21 protein-coding genes are annotated in these 18,132 nt (G+C 61.2%); 9 read left to right on the top strand and 12 right to left on the bottom strand.

Annotation, left to right across the window (positions count from 1 at the left end; translation table 11 throughout):
- Positions 1–144: 144 nt before the first annotated feature.
- Together ACMTA2_RS09700 and ACMTA2_RS09695 are read left to right on the top strand one after the other, a co-directional pair.
- Positions 145–606, top strand: a complete 462-nt coding sequence (locus ACMTA2_RS09700; protein WP_413794661.1) for a MarR family winged helix-turn-helix transcriptional regulator — start codon at positions 145–147, stop codon at positions 604–606.
- A 351-nt stretch (positions 607–957) separates the two neighbouring features.
- Positions 958–1,971: an alpha/beta hydrolase gene (locus ACMTA2_RS09695; RefSeq protein ID WP_413794660.1), complete on the top strand. Its 1,014-nt coding sequence runs from the start codon at positions 958–960 to the stop codon at positions 1,969–1,971.
- A 217-nt stretch (positions 1,972–2,188) separates the two neighbouring features.
- Here the strand turns inward: ACMTA2_RS09695 and ACMTA2_RS09690 are convergent, their stop codons facing one another.
- Positions 2,189–2,758, bottom strand: coding sequence for an elongation factor P (locus tag ACMTA2_RS09690; protein ID WP_003199385.1), 570 nt, complete (start codon positions 2,756–2,758; stop codon positions 2,189–2,191).
- A gap of 48 nt (positions 2,759–2,806) precedes the next feature.
- A complete protein-coding gene (gene earP, locus ACMTA2_RS09685; protein WP_413794659.1) occupies positions 2,807–3,940 on the bottom strand; it encodes an elongation factor P maturation arginine rhamnosyltransferase EarP in 1,134 nt (377 codons plus the stop codon).
- Between the two features lie 121 nt (positions 3,941–4,061).
- On the opposite strand from earP, the gene ACMTA2_RS09680 reads away from it, so the two are divergent.
- Together ACMTA2_RS09680 and ACMTA2_RS09675 are read left to right on the top strand one after the other, a co-directional pair.
- Complete coding sequence (locus ACMTA2_RS09680; RefSeq protein WP_413794658.1) at positions 4,062–4,448, top strand: cytochrome b/b6 domain-containing protein; 387 nt, start codon at positions 4,062–4,064, stop codon at positions 4,446–4,448.
- 1 nt (position 4,449) lies between these two features.
- Entirely contained in the window at positions 4,450–4,932 is a 483-nt protein-coding gene (locus ACMTA2_RS09675) for a GreA/GreB family elongation factor (RefSeq protein WP_122568548.1), read from the top strand.
- A gap of 14 nt (positions 4,933–4,946) precedes the next feature.
- Here the strand turns inward: ACMTA2_RS09675 and cysB are convergent, their stop codons facing one another.
- From cysB to ACMTA2_RS09655, 4 genes are all read right to left on the bottom strand, one after another.
- A complete protein-coding gene (gene cysB / locus ACMTA2_RS09670) occupies positions 4,947–5,921 on the bottom strand; it encodes an HTH-type transcriptional regulator CysB (protein ID WP_003199376.1) in 975 nt (324 codons plus the stop codon).
- Between the two features lie 111 nt (positions 5,922–6,032).
- Positions 6,033–6,533, bottom strand: coding sequence for a universal stress protein (locus ACMTA2_RS09665; RefSeq protein ID WP_014337270.1), 501 nt, complete (start codon positions 6,531–6,533; stop codon positions 6,033–6,035).
- Between the two features lie 95 nt (positions 6,534–6,628).
- A complete protein-coding gene (locus ACMTA2_RS09660; RefSeq protein ID WP_413794657.1) occupies positions 6,629–7,534 on the bottom strand; it encodes a 5'-nucleotidase in 906 nt (301 codons plus the stop codon).
- 20 nt (positions 7,535–7,554) lie between these two features.
- A complete protein-coding gene (locus ACMTA2_RS09655) occupies positions 7,555–8,508 on the bottom strand; it encodes a putative 2-dehydropantoate 2-reductase (protein ID WP_413794656.1) in 954 nt (317 codons plus the stop codon).
- A 240-nt stretch (positions 8,509–8,748) separates the two neighbouring features.
- Here ACMTA2_RS09655 and ACMTA2_RS09650 point away from each other — a divergent pair, with 240 nt between their 5' ends.
- The gene (locus tag ACMTA2_RS09650) at positions 8,749–9,825 is read left to right on the top strand and encodes a 3-deoxy-7-phosphoheptulonate synthase (RefSeq protein ID WP_003183777.1); all 1,077 of its coding nucleotides are present in this window, start codon (positions 8,749–8,751) and stop codon (positions 9,823–9,825) included.
- An 83-nt stretch (positions 9,826–9,908) separates the two neighbouring features.
- Here ACMTA2_RS09650 and ACMTA2_RS09645 read toward each other — a convergent pair whose 3' ends face one another.
- Positions 9,909–10,190: a GNAT family N-acetyltransferase gene (locus tag ACMTA2_RS09645; protein ID WP_053120470.1), complete on the bottom strand. Its 282-nt coding sequence runs from the start codon at positions 10,188–10,190 to the stop codon at positions 9,909–9,911.
- Positions 10,191–10,823: 633 nt separating this feature from the next.
- Between ACMTA2_RS09645 and oprI the strand changes: the two genes are divergently transcribed.
- A complete protein-coding gene (oprI, locus tag ACMTA2_RS09640; RefSeq protein ID WP_003183784.1) occupies positions 10,824–11,075 on the top strand; it encodes an outer membrane lipoprotei OprI in 252 nt (83 codons plus the stop codon).
- 124 nt (positions 11,076–11,199) lie between these two features.
- On the opposite strand, the gene ACMTA2_RS09635 is transcribed toward oprI, so the two are convergent.
- The 3 genes from ACMTA2_RS09635 to ACMTA2_RS09625 form a co-directional block, all read right to left on the bottom strand.
- Positions 11,200–12,171, bottom strand: coding sequence for a L,D-transpeptidase family protein (locus ACMTA2_RS09635; protein WP_413794655.1), 972 nt, complete (start codon positions 12,169–12,171; stop codon positions 11,200–11,202).
- A gap of 238 nt (positions 12,172–12,409) precedes the next feature.
- Positions 12,410–12,703, bottom strand: coding sequence for a hypothetical protein (locus tag ACMTA2_RS09630; protein ID WP_042728326.1), 294 nt, complete (start codon positions 12,701–12,703; stop codon positions 12,410–12,412).
- A gap of 56 nt (positions 12,704–12,759) precedes the next feature.
- Positions 12,760–13,365 carry an arylesterase gene (locus ACMTA2_RS09625; RefSeq protein ID WP_060738552.1) on the bottom strand — a complete coding sequence of 202 codons (606 nt, stop codon included), beginning with the start codon at positions 13,363–13,365 and terminating at the stop codon, positions 12,760–12,762.
- 10 nt (positions 13,366–13,375) lie between these two features.
- Between ACMTA2_RS09625 and ACMTA2_RS09620 the strand changes: the two genes are divergently transcribed.
- Genes ACMTA2_RS09620 through greB form a run of 3 tightly spaced genes read left to right on the top strand, consistent with a single transcriptional unit; the run spans position 13,376 to position 17,095 of the window.
- Positions 13,376–14,059 (top strand): ABC transporter ATP-binding protein, encoded by a 684-nt coding sequence (locus ACMTA2_RS09620; RefSeq protein WP_060738553.1) that lies wholly within the window; start codon positions 13,376–13,378, stop codon positions 14,057–14,059.
- Entirely contained in the window at positions 14,059–16,563 is a 2,505-nt protein-coding gene (locus ACMTA2_RS09615; RefSeq protein WP_413794654.1) for an ABC transporter permease, read from the top strand. The genes ACMTA2_RS09620 and ACMTA2_RS09615 overlap by 1 nt, the downstream gene beginning before the upstream one ends.
- Before the next feature lie 34 nt (positions 16,564–16,597).
- Positions 16,598–17,095, top strand: coding sequence for a transcription elongation factor GreB (gene greB / locus ACMTA2_RS09610; protein WP_003183796.1), 498 nt, complete (start codon positions 16,598–16,600; stop codon positions 17,093–17,095).
- 7 nt (positions 17,096–17,102) lie between these two features.
- Here greB and ACMTA2_RS09605 read toward each other — a convergent pair whose 3' ends face one another.
- Both ACMTA2_RS09605 and ACMTA2_RS09600 read right to left on the bottom strand, forming a co-directional pair.
- Positions 17,103–17,411 (bottom strand): class I SAM-dependent methyltransferase, encoded by a 309-nt coding sequence (locus ACMTA2_RS09605; protein WP_413794653.1) that lies wholly within the window; start codon positions 17,409–17,411, stop codon positions 17,103–17,105.
- Positions 17,412–17,661: 250 nt separating this feature from the next.
- Positions 17,662–18,096, bottom strand: coding sequence for a DoxX family protein (locus ACMTA2_RS09600; protein WP_413794652.1), 435 nt, complete (start codon positions 18,094–18,096; stop codon positions 17,662–17,664).
- Between the last annotated feature and the right edge of the window lie 36 nt (positions 18,097–18,132).

The following is an 18,132-nucleotide window of genomic DNA, read 5'->3' as shown; positions in this document are numbered from 1 at the left end:
GGCGATTCCCCCTTCCTCAGGGCGCTTATCCTACGCAGTCGGCGCCAGCGGGGAAACGGAACATCTGTCAAAACGCCAGAATTATCTAGCGCATTAAAGGTTCGCCCGCTAGATTTGTAACCCTCATTGATTGAAGGTTTTGCCATGAGCCCCCAACGCGACACCCCCGAAGCCTGCGAAGCCCTGTTGCTCGACAACCAGGTGTGTTTCGCCCTGCACTCCACCTCACTGCTGATGACCAAAGTCTATAAGCCGCTGCTTCAGGCCCTGGGCCTGACGTATCCGCAGTACCTGGCCATGATGGTGCTATGGGAAAAGGACGGATTGACCGTAGGTGAAATCAGTACACGTTTGCTCACCGATCCCGGCTCGCTGACGCCATTGCTCAAGCGCCTGGAGGCCGAAGGCCTGTTGAGCCGCACCCGCAGCCGTGAGGACGAACGTGTCGTGATTGTCGAACTCACCGAACAAGGCCGTGCCCTGCGGGAAAAAGCCCTCGACATCCCCCAATGCATCCTCGCCGCCAGCGGCCAGACCCTGGAACAGCTGAAAAAACTGCAACTCGACCTCCAGGCACTGCGCGGCCACCTGCAAGACAGCCTATAGCCCACCAGGACCTCTGGTGGGAGCGAACCCACTCAGTTCCCAATCGCTGACACACCGCTTTCGCGAGCAGGCTCGCTCCCACAGGGGATTTACGGCCAACCGAGATCAAGGGTGGGAGCGAGCCTGCTCGCGAAAGCACCCACCCAGCCGCCCAAAATCCTCCAGCCCAAAAAAATTTAAACCCCCCGAACAGCTCTAAATCAATACGCTCAGCTCGACGAAGCGTTCTCTATCAAAATTTCTCGAAAAATTATCTTGCGCACAAAATATTTGCGCTATACATTCCTTTCACACCTACTTAGCGCGCAAATATTTAGCGCGAAAACACCACCTGAAACGAGGCTATCACCCATGAACACGCTCAGCAAAGCCCTGACCGGCACCCTTCTCGCCCTCAGCATCAGCAGTGCCTACGCCGACGGCATCGTCGAACACAACACCCAGGCGTTTCTCGACGTGTTGAATGCCGGCACCGGCAAGCCACTGGAACAGCTGTTGCCCAAGGACGCCCGTGCTGTATTGGTGGGGGCCCAGGCGGGGGTGAAACTGACCTTGCCCAAGGCCGACATCAGCGAGAAAACCATCCAGGTCGATGGCCAGCCGATCAGCCTGACCGTCGTGCGCCCCGCCGGGGTCAAGGGTGAATTGCCCGTGTTCATGTTCTTCCATGGCGGTGGCTGGGTGCTGGGCGACTTCCCGACCCACGAACGGTTGGTTCGGGATCTGGTAGCGGGATCGGGTGCTGTCGCGGTGTTCGTCAACTACACGCCTTCACCCGAGGCGCATTACCCGGTGGCGATCAACCAGGCCTACGCCGCCACGAAATGGGTGGCCGAACACGGCAAGCAAATCAACGTCGACGGCAAGCGGCTGGCCGTGGTGGGCAACAGCGTCGGCGGTAACATGGCAGCGGTCGTGGCGCTGATGGCGAAGGACAAGGGCACGCCGGCGATCCGTTTCCAGGCCCTGCTGTGGCCGGTGACCGATGCCAGCTTCGAGACGGCGTCCTACAACCAGTTCGCCGAAGGGCACTTCCTCAGTAAAAACATGATGAAGTGGTTCTGGGACAACTACACCACCGATGCCGGGCAACGCGCCGAGATCTATGCCTCGCCGTTACGCGCCAGCACCGCACAACTCAAGGGCCTGCCGCCTGCGCTCGTACAGACTGCCGAGGCCGATGTCTTGCGCGATGAAGGCGAGGCCTATGCCCGCAAGCTGGACGCAGCCGGTGTGGCCGTCACGGCGGTGCGCTACAACGGCATGATCCATGACTACGGCTTGCTCAACGTGGTCAGCCAGGTGCCAGCGGTGCGTTCGGCAATGTTGCAGGTGTCCGAAGAGCTCAAGCAGCATCTGAAGTGATTTGTGATGAAACACTGTGGGAGCAAGGCTTGCCCGCGATGAAAACAGCGCGGTGTCTCTGGAACCGAGGCGTCTGTATCGCGAGCAAGCTTAGCTCCCACAGGGCAAGGATCAGTCCCCTGCCGCAGTCCCTATCCGGTCCCTCGATCTGAACATGATCCGCACGCATAAAAAAGCCCGACTCAATGGTCGGGCTTTTTCATACACAAGGCTTCGCTTATTTAGCGCGGCCTTTGTAGGAACCGCCTTCGCGGGTATCGATCTCGATCATGTCGCCGATTTCGATGAAGTCAGCGACCGACAGCTCGGTACCGTTCTTCAGTTTGGCAGGCTTCATGACCTTGCCGGAAGTGTCGCCGCGAGCGGAGCCTTCGGTGTAGTCAACCTGACGCACGATGGTGGTCGGCAGTTCTACGGAAACCAGGCGCTCTTCGAAGAACACGGCTTCGCAGACGTCGGTCATGCCTTCTTCGATGAACGGCAGAACGCTTTCGATGTCTTCGGCGTTCAGCTCGTACATGGTGTAGTCAGTGGTGTCCATGAACGTGTAGGTGTCGCCGCTGATGAAGGACAGGGTCGCTTCTTTGCGGTCGAGGATCACGTCGTCCAGTTTGTCGTCGGCGCTGTAGACGATCTCGGTCTTGTAACCGGTCAGCAGGTTCTTCAGCTTGGTCTTCATGATCGCGCTGTTACGACCCGACTTGGTGAACTCAGCTTTCTGAACCAGCCAAGGATCGTTTTCGAGACGGATCACGGTCCCGGGTTTCAGTTCTTTACCAGTTTTCATTGCGAATATCCGAATTTGGATGGGATTTACAAAAATCTAGGCCGCGTATCATATCCAATTTCCATAAAACTTCACCAGCGCTGCGGCAAGATCGGGTCGCGAGGCCTGTTCCAGACACCACGCCTGGGCGTGATCGGCCAGTTCCTGTTGGTGTTGGCAGGTGGATTTCCAGTGCTCGGTCATGTCCTGGCCGGCATTCCAGGCTCGCCAAAGACCGCTGATCGCTTTTTCTGCCGCCTGCGAAAGCCCTCGGCTGTAGAGCCTGAGGAACGCCTCGAGCTTTTCCAGATGAACGTCTTCTTCCTGCTGGTAGATGTGCCAGAGCAGTGGTCGACCGGCCCATTGCGCACGTACGAAGGAATCTTCGCCACGCACGGCGTTGAAATCACAGCACCACAGCAATTTGTCGTACTGATCCTGGCGGACGAAAGGCAGCACCTGCACCGTCAGCGCGCCCCGTCGATGCAGCGCCTCCACCGTCAGGCCTTCGACACCGAGCCAACGCTCGACATCGCCCAACACTCGCCCCTCGGGAACCAACACATGAAATGCCCGGGCATCGGCTGCCATCGCGTCAAACCAGCTCGCCAACCCGGCGTTCTCGTAGGCAAACAGCGAGATCAGGCAGGCCTCTGGTGCCCGCTTGACGCCCAATCCTTGCAGGAAAATGCGCTGTGCCTCGGCATCCTGCTGAAATTTCCGACGCTCATCCAGCAGCCCCGTCTCACGCAGCAAGCCACCCGTTCCCTCCCGAAAGCCCGGGAAAAAGAAGTATTTCTGCACGTGCTTGTATTTGACCGACGGTAAGCCGTGGCAGCCGATCACCCAGTCTTCGGCACTCAAATAATCGAGGTTCATCCACAAGGGCGTTGTCTGGCGCTCGGCCATCGCCTCCATGTAGGCACCCGGCAACTGGCAGGCAAACGCGGCGATCACCACCTCGGCGGCCTCGGTGGCCGGCCAGTCCGCGGGCCAGTGGCGCACTTGCACACCCTGGTGCCATTGCTCGGACAGGGTGACGTCGATTTGCGGACACAACCGCTCGAAGGCACGCAGGTCGTCGACCCATAGCCGCACCGCACATGCGTGCTCGGCCACCAATTGCCGAGCCAGGCGCCAAGTGACACCGATATCGCCATAGTTATCGACGACGGTGCAAAAAATATCCCAGCGCACGGCCATTCCCGACTCCCAGTGACAAAGGCCTGATTGTCCCGAATAAACCGATCGCGCAGAAGGGCCGACGGCGATTAATCTTCATGCGACAATCACTGCCTGCCCATGACCCTGCCAGGAAGCAGCCATGCCTGATCACCCGCCCGCCCCACGTCTTCGCGCCTTGCAATTGACTGTCAGTATTGCCCTGGGCTTGTGGCTGGGGTTTCTCGCCATCGTCCTGACAGGCTGGCTGCTGTCGAAATTCCTGTTCGACGAACAACTGGCGCCCGTGGCCGCCGCGGTCCATCAACTGGCGCAACCGCCGGCGGTGCCACCGGCCCCAGAGCCGCCTACGCCAATGTTCGAGCAATATCAGCAAAACCTGCAAAGGAACGAACAACGCCAGGCGCTTGATCAGGCCCGCAGCAATCCTCGCAACCTGTCCAACCCCAAGTGCCAGTTCTGGTTGCAGCAGGACCAGAATGCGCCCAGTGAAAAAAGCCGCGCCAACGTGCTGCAATTCTGCGAATGACATGAACAAACAGACCGTCCACCAGTTGATTCTCGACAAACTCAAGATTGATCTCGACATCGCCGAACGCGCTGCGCAGACCGCCTACGAAACCGCGACCCACGAAGAAAACATCGCGGAGAACAAGTACGACACCCTGGGCCTTGAAGCCTCTTACCTCGCGGCCGGACAAGCCAGGCGCGTGGAAGAGATCCGCCAGGCCCTCACCCTCTGCCAGAACCTGGCGTTGAGACCTTACGACGAACAGCGCGGCATTCAGGTCGGCACGTTGATCGGCCTGGAAGATGAAGACGGCCGCCAGCAATGGCTCTTCCTGGGGCCGGATGCGGCGGGCTTGAAGGTCTCGCTGGTGGGCCAGCCGATCACGGTCATCACCCCTCGTTCACCGCTGGGCAGAGGCCTGCTGGGCAAGTTCGAAGGGGATGAGGTGGAGATCGTGGTCGCGGGCGCCCGGCAACAGTTCGCTGTCACCGAGGCGATCTAGGAAGATAACGTTTTTTAGTGCACTGGCAGTTCGACGCCGTCGAACAACTCTTCGAGTTCCTGCTTGTTATGGCACTGGATGGCCTTGGCCATGACTTCCCGGGTCAGGTGCGGCGCGAACTTCTCGATGAAGTCACACATGAAACCCCGCAGGAATGTGCCACGACGGAAACCGATCTTGGTCACGCTGGACTCGAACAACTCGCTGGCATCCAGCACCACCAGGTCACTGTCGAGCTTGGTATCGACGGCCATTTTCGCCACGATGCCCACGCCCAGTCCCAAACGAACGTAAGTCTTGATCACGTCGGCGTCGGCGGCGGTGAACACCACTTTCGGCGTCAGGCCACGATGACTGAAGGCTTCGTCGAGCTTGGAACGACCGGTAAAGCCAAAGACGTAGGTCACGATCGGGTATTCGGCCAAGGCTTCGAGGGTCAGCTTCGGCAGCTTGGTCAACGGATGGCCCTGGGGCACGACCACGCAGCGGTTCCAGCGGTAGCACGGCATCATCACCAGGTCCCCGAACAACTCCAGGGCTTCGGTGGCAATGGCGAAATCCACCGTGCCGTCGGCGGCCATCTCGGCGATCTGCATCGGCGACCCCTGGTGCATGTGCAGCGCCACGTCGGGGTATTGCTTGATGAAGTTGCTGATCACAGGCGGCAGCGCGTAACGGGCCTGGGTGTGGGTGGTGGCGATCGAGAGGGTGCCTTTTTTCTCGTTGGAAAATTCCTGGGCGATCTGCTTGATGCTTTCGACCTTGCGCAGGATTTCGCCAGCCGTGGTGATGATGCGCTCGCCGGCCGGGGTCACACGGGTCAGGTGCTTGCCGCTGCGGGCAAAGACTTCGACGCCCAGTTCATCTTCCAACAGGCGGATCTGCTTGCTGATGCCGGGTTGCGACGTGTAGAGGCTTTGGGCAGTAGCGGAAACGTTGAGGTCGTGGTGCGCCACTTCCCAGATGTAGCGCAGTTGTTGAAGCTTCATATGTATCCCTCAAAGCAGTTGGACGCCACGGGCATCAGCGACGGTATATAACTATATGGAAGGTTTCGACAATAAATCTAGAACTTTTTATAAAAACGCCATCATTTAGCCTCAGGCCTCACCCTGGCGTCGACGCTGCACCAGCGGTACCAGGTAGACCGGCACCCGGGATAACTGCAATACCCGTGCGGCGGTCCGACCCAAGGGGGTTTCACCGCTCGCGCCTTGGCAATGACTGCCTACGATCAGCAGATCCACGGAGAGTTTCGCAGCCTGCTCCAGGATGACCTGGGAAGGATCGCCCTGGTACACCCTGACCGACTTGATCAGTTTCAAGTCCTGTTGCCCTTCCCCCAATTCCTCGCGAAAACTGTCGAGCACCCGCTGTTCGATATTGGCCATCACCGTATTCAGACCTTGGCGATGGAATTCGTTCAGCGCCTGCTCGTCGAGATAGCTTTGCAACACCGATTCGGCAAACAGCCCCATCGGTTCTACCGCATGCACTACATACAACTCGGCTTCAAACGTCCGTGCCAGCGCCAAGGCATGCTGCATCACATAAGGGGCATAAAGACCCAGGTCTGTGGCGTACAGCATCGAACGAATCATGTGACCTCCTCGCGTGCCAGAATGGCGGAGATTGATTCAGCTTAGCAGCGCCTTGGAGACTGCGACGTGCGGCCTGACGTCCCGGTCCCGGGTGGTCAGGGCTTTATTTCGTTACTGATGCCATGGGGCACGTGTCCGGTGGCGACCACCTCCCGGGCCAGTTCGCAATGACCGGTCTGGTCATCGAAGAACACATCGGCGGCGAAGGCCTCCAGGAACGCCGATTTCGTCAGGCCACCCAGAAACAACGACTCGTCCAGACGGATATCCCATTCACGCAAGGTCCGGATGACTCGCTCGTGAGCTGGCGCCGAACGGGCCGTCACCAGCGCCGTACGGATGGGGCAGGCGTCCTCGGGAAACTCGCGTTGCAGCGCATTGAGCGCCGCCAGGAAACCCTTGAACGGCCCGCCCCGCAGCGGCTCGCGGGCAGCTTGTCGCTCGCTGGCCTGGAAGGCTTCCAGGCCATCGGCCTGATAGACACGCTCAGACTCATCGGAAAACAACACGGCATCACCGTCGAAGGCGATGCGCAATTCCCCGCTGGCGGCGCGACTGGCCCCACCCGACAGGATGGTCGCCGCGGCAAAGCCGGCATCCAGGGCGCTGCGCACGTCTTCAGCGTGGGTGGACAAGAACAGGTCGCAGCCGAAAGCCTTGAGGTAGGGATAGGGACTGCGACCGCCGACGAAGGCCGCCCGCGAAATCGCCAGCCCATAATGATGAATGGAGTTGAACACTCGAAGGCCGGTGTCCGCGCTGTTGCGCGACACCAGGATCACCTCGACCCGGGCACGTCCCAGGTGTTCGTTGAGGTCCAGCAGTTTCTGCACGAGGGCGAAGGCGTCACCGGGTGCCAGGACTTCGTCTTCATGCTCGATCTGGTATTGCCGATAAGCCTCGACGCCACTCGACAGGTACACCTTGTGGCTTTCCCTCAGGTCGAATAGCGCCCGCGAGGAAATCGCCAGCACCAGCTTGTCGTCGATGTTGTTTGCCATGCCGCCTCCCTTTCGCCTGCTCAGCGGTTGTTTCGATCCATGAACGCCAACGCCTGATACAAGGCTTCGATTCTTGGCAGCTCGCACCCTGCCGCTTTCGCCGCTGCCAGTGGCCGACCATAGATTGCGTCCAGTTCCAGCGCCCGCTTATGGGAATAATCGTGGTACATGCTCGGCCAGTAGTCGGGCATCTTCTCGGTCATCGCGAACAGATACTCGGCATAACCCGGCGCGATGTGATGCCCGCAGGCTTGCGCACCACGGACCACCTCCCCCATCAACGCCTGGATCAACTCGCGACTATGACCGTTGGCCATCAAAGGCGTGGTGCTGGCGCCCAGCAGAACCGAAAGACCGTTGTACGGCACATTCCACACCAGCTTCTGCCAGCGGGCCTGTTGCAGGCCAGCCATGGCCTGGGCGTCGATGCCGGCGCTGCGGAACAACATCGCCGTCTCTTCGACGATCGCCATGCGTTGCGCCTGATCGGCGCTGGGCCCACTGTGATAGCCGACGTTGACCGCGCCGAGCGCCTGGTGGGCGATGACGCCAGGGCCGACGCGATGCACGCAGATCAGGCACAGGCCACCCAGCAGATGCAACGAGTCAGGCAGCAACGGTCGAAGATCGTCCTCGACATCCAGGCCGTTCTGCAGCAGCAGGACTTTTGCGCCGTCAGCGGCGGCCTGGGCAATGGCCGGGGCCAGGTCGGCATTGCTGGTGGTCTTGGCGCCGACCAGCAGCCAGTCGCAGGGCGGCATGTCGGCTGCCGAACGGTAGGCATGGACGGGGTTGAGGGCCAGCGCGCCGTGGACCGCGCTGTCGACTCGCAAACCGGCTTCGGCCACGGCGGCAAACTCGCTGCGCAGTAGAAAGTGCACGTCAAAACCGGCACGCGCCAGCATCACACCGTAGAACCCGCCAATCGCCCCGGTGCCGATCATCCCGATCCGCGGTTTAGCGCCTGCCTGCATCGTTGCAACTCCCCTGGTAAAAAACCTCTGCACATCATTACACAGGACCCGCCCCCCGTGGCGAGGGCACGTGCCGGCGCCTGGCCGGTGGGCGCCCGGCGCAATTAAACCGGGCCCTGCCCATTGTCGAGCAGCCTCGTAACGCGATAAGGTTCGACTCCCCGACGCGCTTAAAATCCGCTGTGCACCGCCGCGCGGGGATCGCTGGCGGCCGGCACCCGTGACCTGACGAGTAACACGATGGCTGATTTACCGATCAATGACCTTAACGTCGCCTCCAACGAGACCCTCATCACGCCTGACCAGCTCAAGCGCGATATTCCCCTGAGCGACGCTGCCCTGCGCACCGTGACCAAGGGCCGGGAAGTCATTCGCAACATCCTGGACGGCACCGACCATCGCCTGTTCGTGGTGATCGGGCCCTGCTCGATCCATGACATCAAGGCCGCCCACGAATACGCCGAGCGCCTGAAAGTGCTGGCTGCGGAAGTCTCCGACACCTTGTACCTGGTCATGCGCGTGTATTTCGAGAAACCTCGGACCACCGTCGGCTGGAAAGGCCTGATCAACGACCCGTACCTGGATGACTCCTTCAAGATCCAGGACGGCCTGCACATCGGCCGCCAGTTGCTGCTGGACCTGGCTGAAATGGGCCTGCCCACCGCCACCGAAGCCCTGGACCCGATCTCGCCGCAGTACTTGCAGGACTTGATCAGCTGGTCGGCCATCGGCGCACGCACCACCGAATCCCAGACCCACCGCGAAATGGCCTCCGGCCTGTCGTCGGCGGTGGGCTTCAAGAATGGCACCGACGGCGGTCTCACCGTGGCGATCAACGCCTTGCAGTCGGTTTCCAGCCCCCACCGTTTCCTGGGCATCAACCAGGAAGGCGGCGTGTCGATCGTCACCACCAAGGGCAACGCCTACGGTCACGTGGTGCTGCGCGGTGGCAACGGCAAGCCGAACTACGACTCGGTCAGCGTCGCCTTGTGCGAGCAGGCGCTGAACAAAGCCAAGATCAAGCCGAACATCATGGTCGATTGCAGCCACGCCAACTCCAACAAGGACCCGGCCCTGCAACCGCTGGTGATGGAGAACGTCGCCAACCAGATCCTGGAAGGCAACCAGTCGATTATCGGCCTGATGGTCGAAAGCCACTTGAACTGGGGCTGCCAGGCGATCCCCAAAGACCTCGCCGACTTGCAGTATGGCGTCTCCATCACCGATGCCTGCATCGACTGGAGCGCAACCGAGAACACCCTGCGCAGCATGCACGCCAAACTCAAGGATGTGCTGCCGAAGCGTCAGCGCAGTTGATCGATTTGCTTCAACCCATGAAAAGCAAAGCATAAAAAAACGCCGGACTGTTCAGTCCGGCGTTTTTTTTGGAATTCGTTTTCTCAGAGCTTCGCCGCGTGTCGCTGGTGACGTTCCATGTAGCGCTCCACGTAGGAGCAGGACGGGATCACCGTGTAGCCCATTTCTTCTGCGTACTGCAGCGCCCTTTCGGTCAGCGCCGCCGCGATGCCCCGGCCGCGCAAGGCGTTAGGGACGAAGGTGCGATAAATGTCCAGGGTCTGCTTGCCCAGGTCCATATAGGTCAGATAGGCACGATGACCGTCCACATTGGTCTCGAACTGATGACCAGCCTGGTCATGGTGGATGGTAACCGCCTCGCTCATCACTACTCCTCGCGGGTCTGAATGCCGACCCCTACCTTACCGATGTTTTTCCGGCGAAGGAACATCTACGCCACCCCGTGCCTTCCTGGTCACCGAGCGCCAAAACCGATCCGCTCAAACCCGAGCACGTCGTGAATAGTAGGCACCAATGACGCAAATGCTCAAGGCACGCCTGTCATCGAGGGGTAAACCCGGTGGGTTTATCGATTGAGCGCCATCGTCGCGCTGTAGTCGGTCACGGTGCAATAGTTGAACATCGCCAGTTGTTGAGTCTTGAGACGAGCGCGCGTAGTTAAAGTCACCGCCAATACCAATAAAGATGCCTGGGGCGCTGCACAAAAAATGTACAAAAGTGTAGGTGAATCAATAAACAACGACGTTAGCAAGGCCTGCAAGAGTTTCCCCGGAGCTGCGGAACTTTTCTTCGTTGACGCGCTCCAGCCAAGGGCTTGAGGCTGTATATTTTTCAACAACCCTTGGAAAAGTTGCTCAAAAAAGAATCACCGCCTACAATTTTTTTGCTTCTTGCGCTACGTCAGTTTACTTACTACAAGTAATGGGTAGTATGTACGCCGGCTAACTCCTCAGTCTGGGGAGACAGTCACTAATAGAAAGTCCTTGAAGGGGAAACCGATGAACAACGTTCTGAAATTCTCTGCTCTGGCCCTGGCCGCAGTTCTGGCTACCGGTTGCAGCAGCGCATCGAAAGAAACCGAAGCACGTCTGACTGCTACCGAAGACGCAGCAGCTCGCTCCCAGGCTCGTGCAGACGAAGCATACCGTAAAGCTGATGAAGCTCTGGCTGCTGCTCAAAAAGCACAACAGACTGCTGACGAAGCTAACGAGCGTGCTCTGCGCATGCTGGAAAAAGCTAGCCGCAAGTAATAGTCCTTCGGGATTGTTATCGAGCCGACCCATTCTTGGGTCGGCTTTTTTATTGCCTGGTATTTACCAGGCAATAAAAAAGCCGCCGACATCGCGAAACGTCGGCGGGTTGCTTTCGAGGTTTTTACTGTTGTAGATCGATCGGCGCGCTCGAGATCATCGGTGCCGAGGCATTGGGAACGGCGATTTCCACCGGCAGGCCATCTTCGGCCGCCACCACGTCCCGCACCACGTCCCAGTCCATGCGCAGGTTGCTGGTGATGTCTTCGCGCTTGAGCATCGCGTTGATCACCGCGGTGTGCTTGTCCACCACCGACGGGTTGCCCTTGTCGTCCAGCGGCGTATGCGCTTCCAGGTACACCTTGCCACCGCTCAAGCCCAGCTTGTAAGGGTCGTTGATGATCCGCACCGACGTGCCCACCGGCACCATGCCGGCCATTTCCAGTACGTTGTTGTTGAACATCCGGAAGCAGCCGTGGCTGGTCCGCATGCCAATGCCGAACTTCTTGTTCGAACCGTGGATCAGGTAGCCCGGGGTGCCCAGGGTGAACTTGAAAGGGCCCAGGGGGTTATCAGGGCCGGCGGGCACGACATTCGGCAACGGGTCGCCGTCGGCGGCGTGTTCGGCCTTGATCGATGCAGGCGGAGTCCAGGTCGGGTTAGGTGTCTTGGCGATGATGCTGGTGTGGGCGATCGGCGAGCCCCAGCCCTCACGCCCAATCCCCAGCGGGAAGGTGTAGACCACGTTCCGCCCCTTGGGGAAATAGTAGAGGCGGTACTCGGCCAGGTTGATCACGATGCCCTCGCGGGGCCCCGGCGGCAGGATGAAGCGAGTGGGCAGCACGATCTCCGTGCCCGCCCCTGGCAACCAGGGGTCGACGCCCGGGTTGGCGGCGACCATCTCGGTGTAGCCCAGGTCATAGGCCGTGCCCAGGTCGGCGAAGGTATCTTCGTACTTGGCCTTGATGACCTGCACCTGGCCGACGATGTCTTCACCCGGCGGTGGCAGAGGCAGCTCCAGGGCGGCAACGGGGCCTGCCACACACAGGGCGGCAAGAGACAGGCAGCGGGCGACGGCAGGCAAGCGCGGCAACATCCGGGAAATCCTTCGCAGATCGAACAGGGTATGAAAACGGCGATTGTACACTGCCACCCGTTATTTCGGGGAGAGCGGCAATCAAGCGTCCGATGTGCAACAGGTTAGAGGGCTTTGCAAGACCCTTGTGGGAGCGAGCTTGCTCGCGATAGCGGTGGGTCGGCCGGCACCGATGTTGAATGTGCCGCCGTCATCGCGAGCAAGCTCGCTCCCACAAGGGCAACCTGGAATCCGAGGATTACAACTCGAACCGCAGCTCCGGCCAGATCGGCGAGGTGCCGCGCTTCTGGGATTCCAGGATCGCCCGGCACAGCGAGCACAGGCGATGATCCTGGAAAATCCTGCGATCGACGCTCGACCAGCGCGGCTGGGCCGGTAGCAGGCTGCCGCAGAGGGTCCGGTCGGCCGAGCCCCCGAGTTCCAACTGCCGGGTCACCAAGTGCACCCGTACTTCCTGGCAGGCGAACAGATCCAGCTGCTCGTCAGGCTCGATCAGTTGGTAGGCAAACAAGGACCAGGCGGGACGCGGCATCGGGGGCTCCAAATCGGGGGCGCCACATTAGCCGAAAGCCCGCCGGTAGAAAAGCGTCAAAGCAGCGGTTTCAGCGTCGGCCAGACATTTTCCAGCAACTTGCCCTGGGCCGCGACGGACGGGTGCAGTCCGTCGCCCTGCATCATGGTCGGAACACCCCCCACGTCCTTGAGGAAAAACGGCACCAGCGGGACTTTTTTCTCCTCGGCCAGGGTGCTGTAGACCCGGGCAAACGCATCGGTGTAGCGCCGCCCGTAATTGGGGGGCAATTGCATGCCCAGCAAAAGCACCTCGGCACCGCTGGCGCGGGCACTGTCGATCATCGCTGCAAGGTTTTGTTGCAATTGTGTTGGCGGCTGTCCGCGCAAGCCATCGTTGCCACCCAGCTCCAGGATCACCAGGTCCGGTTTATGGGCTGCAAGCAGCGCCGGCAGCCGCGCCTGGCCTCCGGCGCTGGTATCGCCACTGATGGAAGCATTGACCACTTTATCGTCAAAACCCTCGGCCTTGAGCCGTTGTTCGAGCAGCGACACCCACCCTTGCCGGGTATCCAGGCCGAAAGCCGCGCTGATACTATCGCCAACGATCAGGACTGTACCCGCCGCTGCGTTCTGGGCCATGCACATCAAGGCCAGGCCGGCACTCAAAAACCACACACGCATCGGATTCTCCATGGGCTCAAGCATTCTCACCGCGACGGACCTTAGCAAAGTGGTCGCCAGCGCGGAAGGTGAACTGACCATCCTGCATGAACTCAGCCTGGAACTGAACAAAGGCGACAGCCTGGCCATCGTCGGCGCGTCCGGTTCCGGCAAATCCACCCTCCTGGGCCTGCTGGCCGGCCTTGACCTGCCCAGCAGCGGCGAGGTGACCCTCGCCGGCCAGGCCCTCAGCGCACTGGATGAAGACCAGCGGGCGCGGATCCGCGCCGAGCATGTCGGTTTCGTCTTCCAGTCGTTCCAGTTGCTCGACAGCCTCAATGCATTGGAAAACGTGATGTTGCCGCTGGAACTGGACGGCCGCAAGGATGCCCGCGAACGCGCCACGCAACTGTTGCAGCGCGTTGGCCTGGGCCAGCGCCTGACCCACTCGCCACGCCAGCTCTCCGGTGGCGAACAGCAACGAGTGGCGATTGCCCGCGCCTTTGCCGCCGAACCCGACGTGCTGTTTGCCGACGAACCCACCGGCAACCTCGACAGCCACACCGGCGAGCGCATCAGCGACCTGTTGTTCGAACTGAACAAGGAACGCGGCACGACCCTGGTGCTGGTCACCCATGATGAACGCCTGGCCCATCGCTGCCGGCGCCTGATCCGACTTGAAGCCGGCGAGATGGTCGCCCCTCTGGAGCCTTGATGGCACGCTTGCCGCTGTTGCGCCTGTTCAGTCTCTCTGTTCGTCAATTGCTTCGCGATGCCCGCGCCGGTGAATTGCGGGTGCTGTTCTTCGCCCTGCTGGTGGCGGTGGCGGCGAGCACCGCCATCGGGTACTTCGGCGCCCGCCTCAACGGCGCGATGATGATGCGCGCCACCGAATTCCTCGGCGCCGACCTGTTGCTCGAGGGCAGCTCACCGGCTCGCCCGGAGCAGATCCGCAGCGGCACCGAACTGGGGCTGGAACATGCCCGGGTGGTGGAGTTTTCCAGTGTCGTGGCCACCGACAACGGCATCCAGCTGTCCAGCGTCAAGGCCGCCGGTGACAACTACCCATTGCGCGGCGAGCTGAAAAGCACCCCTGCCCCGTTCGCCCCGGAAGAAACCGGCGGACGCCCGAAACCTGGCGAAGCCTGGGTCGAGGCACGGCTGCTGACCGCACTGGACCTGAAGATCGGCGACAGCATCGACGTCGGCAATCAAACCCTGCTGTTGGCCCGGGTGTTGACGTATGAACCGGATCGCGCCGGCAACTTCTACAGCCTCACCCCACGGGTACTGATCAACCTCAAGGACCTGGAGGCCACTGGCGTGGTGCAACCAGGCAGCCGCGTCAGCTATCGCGACCTGTGGCGCGGTCCGGCAACGGCCCTGCAAACCTACCGCGACCTGGTCGAGCCTGGCCTCGAAGCCAACCAGCGCCTGCAGGATGCCCGCGACGGCAACCGGCAGATCGGCGGCGCCCTGGGCAAGGCCGAGCGCTACCTGAACATGGCCAGCCTGGTGGCGGTGCTGCTGTCCGGCGTCGCCGTCGCGCTCTCGGCCAACCGCTTTGCCACTCGCCGCTTCGATGCCAGCGCCCTGCTGCGCTGCCTGGGCCTGTCACGCCGGGAAACCATGGTGCTGTTCAGTCTGCAACTGACGGTGCTGGGCCTGCTCGCCAGTATCAGTGGCGCCCTGCTCGGCTGGATCGCCCAACTGGGCCTGTTCGCCCTGCTGCATGACCTGCTGCCCACCACCGTTCCGCCCGGCGGCCTGCTGCCGGCGATCGCCGGGATCGGCACCGGGCTGGTGGCATTGGCGGGGTTCGCCCTGCCGCCACTGGCTGCGCTGGGGCGGGTACCGCCGTTGCGCGTGCTGCGCCGGGACATGCTGCCGATCCCCTCCAGCTCCTGGGTGATCTACGGTGCCGCACTGGGTGCCCTGGGCCTGATCATGTGGCGCCTGAGCCTGGACCTGGCCCTCACCTTCGCCCTGTTGGGGGGTGGCGTCGTTGCCGCGCTGGTGCTCGGTGGCTTGTTGTTGCTGCTGCTCCAGAGCCTGCGTCGCCTGCTGGCTCGTGCCGCCCTGCCCTGGCGGCTGGGCCTCGGTCAATTGCTGCGTCATCCCCTGGCGGCGGCCGGCCAGGCCCTGGCATTCGGCCTGATCCTGTTGTCCATGGCGTTGATCGCGCTGCTGCGCGGTGAGTTGCTGGACACCTGGCAAAACCAGCTACCCCAAAATGCGCCGAACTATTTCGCCCTGAACATCCTGCCCAACGACAAGCAGGCGTTCACCGACAAGCTGCTGGAATTGTCCGCGCAATCGGCTCCGCTCTACCCTGTGGTACCCGGGCGTCTCATCAGCATCAATGGCGAGCCGGCCACGGAGTTCGTCACCAAGGACTCGGCGGGTGACCGGGCGCTGCAACGCGACCTGAGCCTGACCTGGGCCGCGGACCTGCCGGCGGGCAACGTTGTCACCGCAGGGACCTGGTGGCCGCAGCAGCCACCGGACGATATCCCGGGGGTTTCGGTGGAAGGCAAAGTGGCCGAGAACCTCAAGATCAAGCTGGGCGACCGCCTGGTCTTCAGCGTGGGCGGCGCCAACCGTGAAGCGAAGGTCACCAGTCTGCGGGAAATCAACTGGGACAATTTCCAACCCAACTTCTTCATGATCTTCCAGCCGGGCACATTGAAAGACCTGCCGGCCACGTACCTCACCAGTTTCTATCTGGCGGCGGGCCACGACCAGCAGATCGTCGACCTGTCCCGGGCCTTCCCGGCGGTGACGATCCTGCAAGTCGAGGCCCTGCTCGAACAACTGCGCAGCATCCTGGCCCAGGTGACCCTGGCCGTGGAGTACGTGTTGCTGTTTGTGTTGGCAGCAGGGATGGCGGTGCTGTTTTCCGGCCTGCAGGCGACACTCGACGAACGGATTCGCCAAGGTGCGCTGTTGCGTGCACTGGGTGCTGAACGGCCTTTGCTGGTCAAGGCCCGGCGCATCGAGTTCGGCCTGCTGGGCGCGGTCAGTGGCCTGCTGGCGGCCCTGGGTTCGGAACTGGTGAGCCTGGTGCTTTATCGGTACGCCTTCGACCTGCCGTGGCACCCGCATCCATGGCTATTGGTATTGCCGTTGCTGGGGGCCTTGTTGATCGGCGCGGCCGGGGTGTTTGGCACCCGTCGGGCGCTCAACGCCAGCCCGCTGACAGTCTTGCGCGAGGGTTGATAGACTCCCGGCTTCGCTATCACAAGAAGTTGCCATGAGCCGTTATCGCCCACCCCGCACCGCCGGCACCGCGCTGATCACCCCCGAGGGTGAAGCGCGGATGCGCGCTGAATTCCATGAGCTCTGGCACGTGCGCCGTCCCCAGGTGACCCAGGCGGTCAGCGAGGCGGCGGCCCAGGGCGATCGCTCGGAAAATGCCGAATACACCTACGGCAAGAAAATGCTGCGGGAAATCGACAGCCGCGTGCGCTTCCTCACCAAGCGCCTCGAGGCGCTCAAAGTGGTCAGTGAAAAACCCAGCGATCCGAACAAGGTGTATTTCGGCGCCTGGGTGACGGTTGAAGATGAGGACGGCAAGGAATCGCGCTATCGCATCGTCGGCCCGGACGAGCTGGATCTGAAACAGAACCTGATCAGCATCGACTCGCCGTTGGCCCGGGCGCTGATCGGCAAGGCCCTGGACGCCGAGGTCAGCGTCCAGACGCCCACCGGCGAGAAGCGGGTCTACATCGTCGACATCACGTACCCGTAATCGCGCCTCAGCGGCGCGTGATCAAACCCTGCCGTGCGACACGGGTCAGTTGCCGGATCATTTCAGGAGCGTCTTCTGCGCTGGGGGACTGGATGACAGCCAGGTCGAAGCTGTCATTGGCAAAACGCGCCAGTGACTCATTGTCTTCGACAAACTGGATCAGGAAGGCAGCGGGCCCGTGGTTGCGACGCGGCCAACCGTCGAGATAGCGCAAGAGCGTTGGCTGGTGGGTGCCGCCCAGGAGAATTTTCGGGTTGCGCTGCACAAGGTTCGCCGTGATCGGCGCAAGACGTACAAGGGGACTGGGTGCGTTCATCGTGTCGTGTCTCTGCCTCAAAAGTCTGCATGGCAGGTGAGAGGCAACACCGAACCAGCGCTTTAGCGGTATTTCGAAACCGTGTCTTTCCGGTTTCTATCGGCGACGGGATGAGTCACCTGGCGCCCCGCAAGTAGCTGTTTAAATCGGCGCATGAGCGGCATCCTAGAGAAGCTGACCGGCCAGTGTCAAGAATCAGCCCCCACAAAAAAGGCCCGTACAAGACGGGCCTTGGGTTCCAATCGTTCGCTCAACCCGCGATGGCGCGATCGACCGACAGCTTGCCCGCCCCTTCGATCAGCACGGCAATACTGCCCGCCAGCAACGCCAGGGCAAACTCATAACCGTTGTTGGCCATGAACAAGCCGTTACCGATGTGCACGGAGAAAATCGCCACCAGCGACAGGAAGGCCAGGCCCAGTGCAGCAGGACGCGCCAGCAGGCCGATGATCAGCGCCAGTCCGGCAAAAAACTCGGTACCGCCCGCCAGTGTCGCCATCACATAGCCCGGAGTCAGGCCGATGCTTTCCATCCACTGTGCCGTGCCTGCCAAGCCGTAGCCACCGAACAGACCGAAGAGTTTCTGCGCGCCGTGGGCGGCAAATATGACACCAACGGCGATGCGCAGGACCGTCAAGCCATAGCCGGCGCGGGTGAACAGGACTTTGTTGATTAAAGTGCTCATAAGGTCATTCCTTGGGGTCGTAGAGAGTTGGTCGCT

Source organism: Pseudomonas medicaginis (assembly GCF_965119365.1).
In the GTDB taxonomy this organism is placed as follows: Bacteria; Pseudomonadota; Gammaproteobacteria; order Pseudomonadales; family Pseudomonadaceae; genus Aquipseudomonas.
The sequence above is the reverse complement of the archived record's forward strand: the minus strand, read 5'-3'. Positions and strand labels throughout refer to the sequence as shown.

Bases quoted from the DNA above. Each gene is read 5' to 3' on its own strand.
- ACMTA2_RS09655 (WP_413794656.1), bottom strand. From the start codon at position 8,508: ATGCAGGCAGGCGCTAAACCGCGGATCGGGATGATCGGCACCGGGGCG.
- ACMTA2_RS09635 (WP_413794655.1), bottom strand. From the start codon at position 12,171: ATGTTGCCGCGCTTGCCTGCCGTCGCCCGCTGCCTGTCTCTTGCCGCC.
- ACMTA2_RS09660 (WP_413794657.1), bottom strand. From the start codon at position 7,534: ATGGCAAACAACATCGACGACAAGCTGGTGCTGGCGATTTCCTCGCGG.
- ACMTA2_RS09675 (WP_122568548.1), top strand. From the start codon at position 4,450: ATGAACAAACAGACCGTCCACCAGTTGATTCTCGACAAACTCAAGATT.
- ACMTA2_RS09650 (WP_003183777.1), top strand. From the start codon at position 8,749: ATGGCTGATTTACCGATCAATGACCTTAACGTCGCCTCCAACGAGACC.
- ACMTA2_RS09690 (WP_003199385.1), bottom strand. From the start codon at position 2,758: ATGAAAACTGGTAAAGAACTGAAACCCGGGACCGTGATCCGTCTCGAA.
- cysB (WP_003199376.1), bottom strand. From the start codon at position 5,921: ATGAAGCTTCAACAACTGCGCTACATCTGGGAAGTGGCGCACCACGAC.
- ACMTA2_RS09625 (WP_060738552.1), bottom strand. From the start codon at position 13,365: ATGCGTGTGTGGTTTTTGAGTGCCGGCCTGGCCTTGATGTGCATGGCC.
- ACMTA2_RS09645 (WP_053120470.1), bottom strand. From the start codon at position 10,190: ATGAGCGAGGCGGTTACCATCCACCATGACCAGGCTGGTCATCAGTTC.
- ACMTA2_RS09680 (WP_413794658.1), top strand. From the start codon at position 4,062: ATGCCTGATCACCCGCCCGCCCCACGTCTTCGCGCCTTGCAATTGACT.
- ACMTA2_RS09615 (WP_413794654.1), top strand. From the start codon at position 14,059: ATGGCACGCTTGCCGCTGTTGCGCCTGTTCAGTCTCTCTGTTCGTCAA.
- ACMTA2_RS09620 (WP_060738553.1), top strand. From the start codon at position 13,376: ATGGGCTCAAGCATTCTCACCGCGACGGACCTTAGCAAAGTGGTCGCC.
- oprI (WP_003183784.1), top strand. From the start codon at position 10,824: ATGAACAACGTTCTGAAATTCTCTGCTCTGGCCCTGGCCGCAGTTCTG.
- ACMTA2_RS09630 (WP_042728326.1), bottom strand. From the start codon at position 12,703: ATGCCGCGTCCCGCCTGGTCCTTGTTTGCCTACCAACTGATCGAGCCT.
- ACMTA2_RS09600 (WP_413794652.1), bottom strand. From the start codon at position 18,096: ATGAGCACTTTAATCAACAAAGTCCTGTTCACCCGCGCCGGCTATGGC.
- ACMTA2_RS09700 (WP_413794661.1), top strand. From the start codon at position 145: ATGAGCCCCCAACGCGACACCCCCGAAGCCTGCGAAGCCCTGTTGCTC.
- ACMTA2_RS09665 (WP_014337270.1), bottom strand. From the start codon at position 6,533: ATGATTCGTTCGATGCTGTACGCCACAGACCTGGGTCTTTATGCCCCT.
- ACMTA2_RS09695 (WP_413794660.1), top strand. From the start codon at position 958: ATGAACACGCTCAGCAAAGCCCTGACCGGCACCCTTCTCGCCCTCAGC.
- greB (WP_003183796.1), top strand. From the start codon at position 16,598: ATGAGCCGTTATCGCCCACCCCGCACCGCCGGCACCGCGCTGATCACC.
- earP (WP_413794659.1), bottom strand. From the start codon at position 3,940: ATGGCCGTGCGCTGGGATATTTTTTGCACCGTCGTCGATAACTATGGC.
- ACMTA2_RS09605 (WP_413794653.1), bottom strand. From the start codon at position 17,411: ATGAACGCACCCAGTCCCCTTGTACGTCTTGCGCCGATCACGGCGAAC.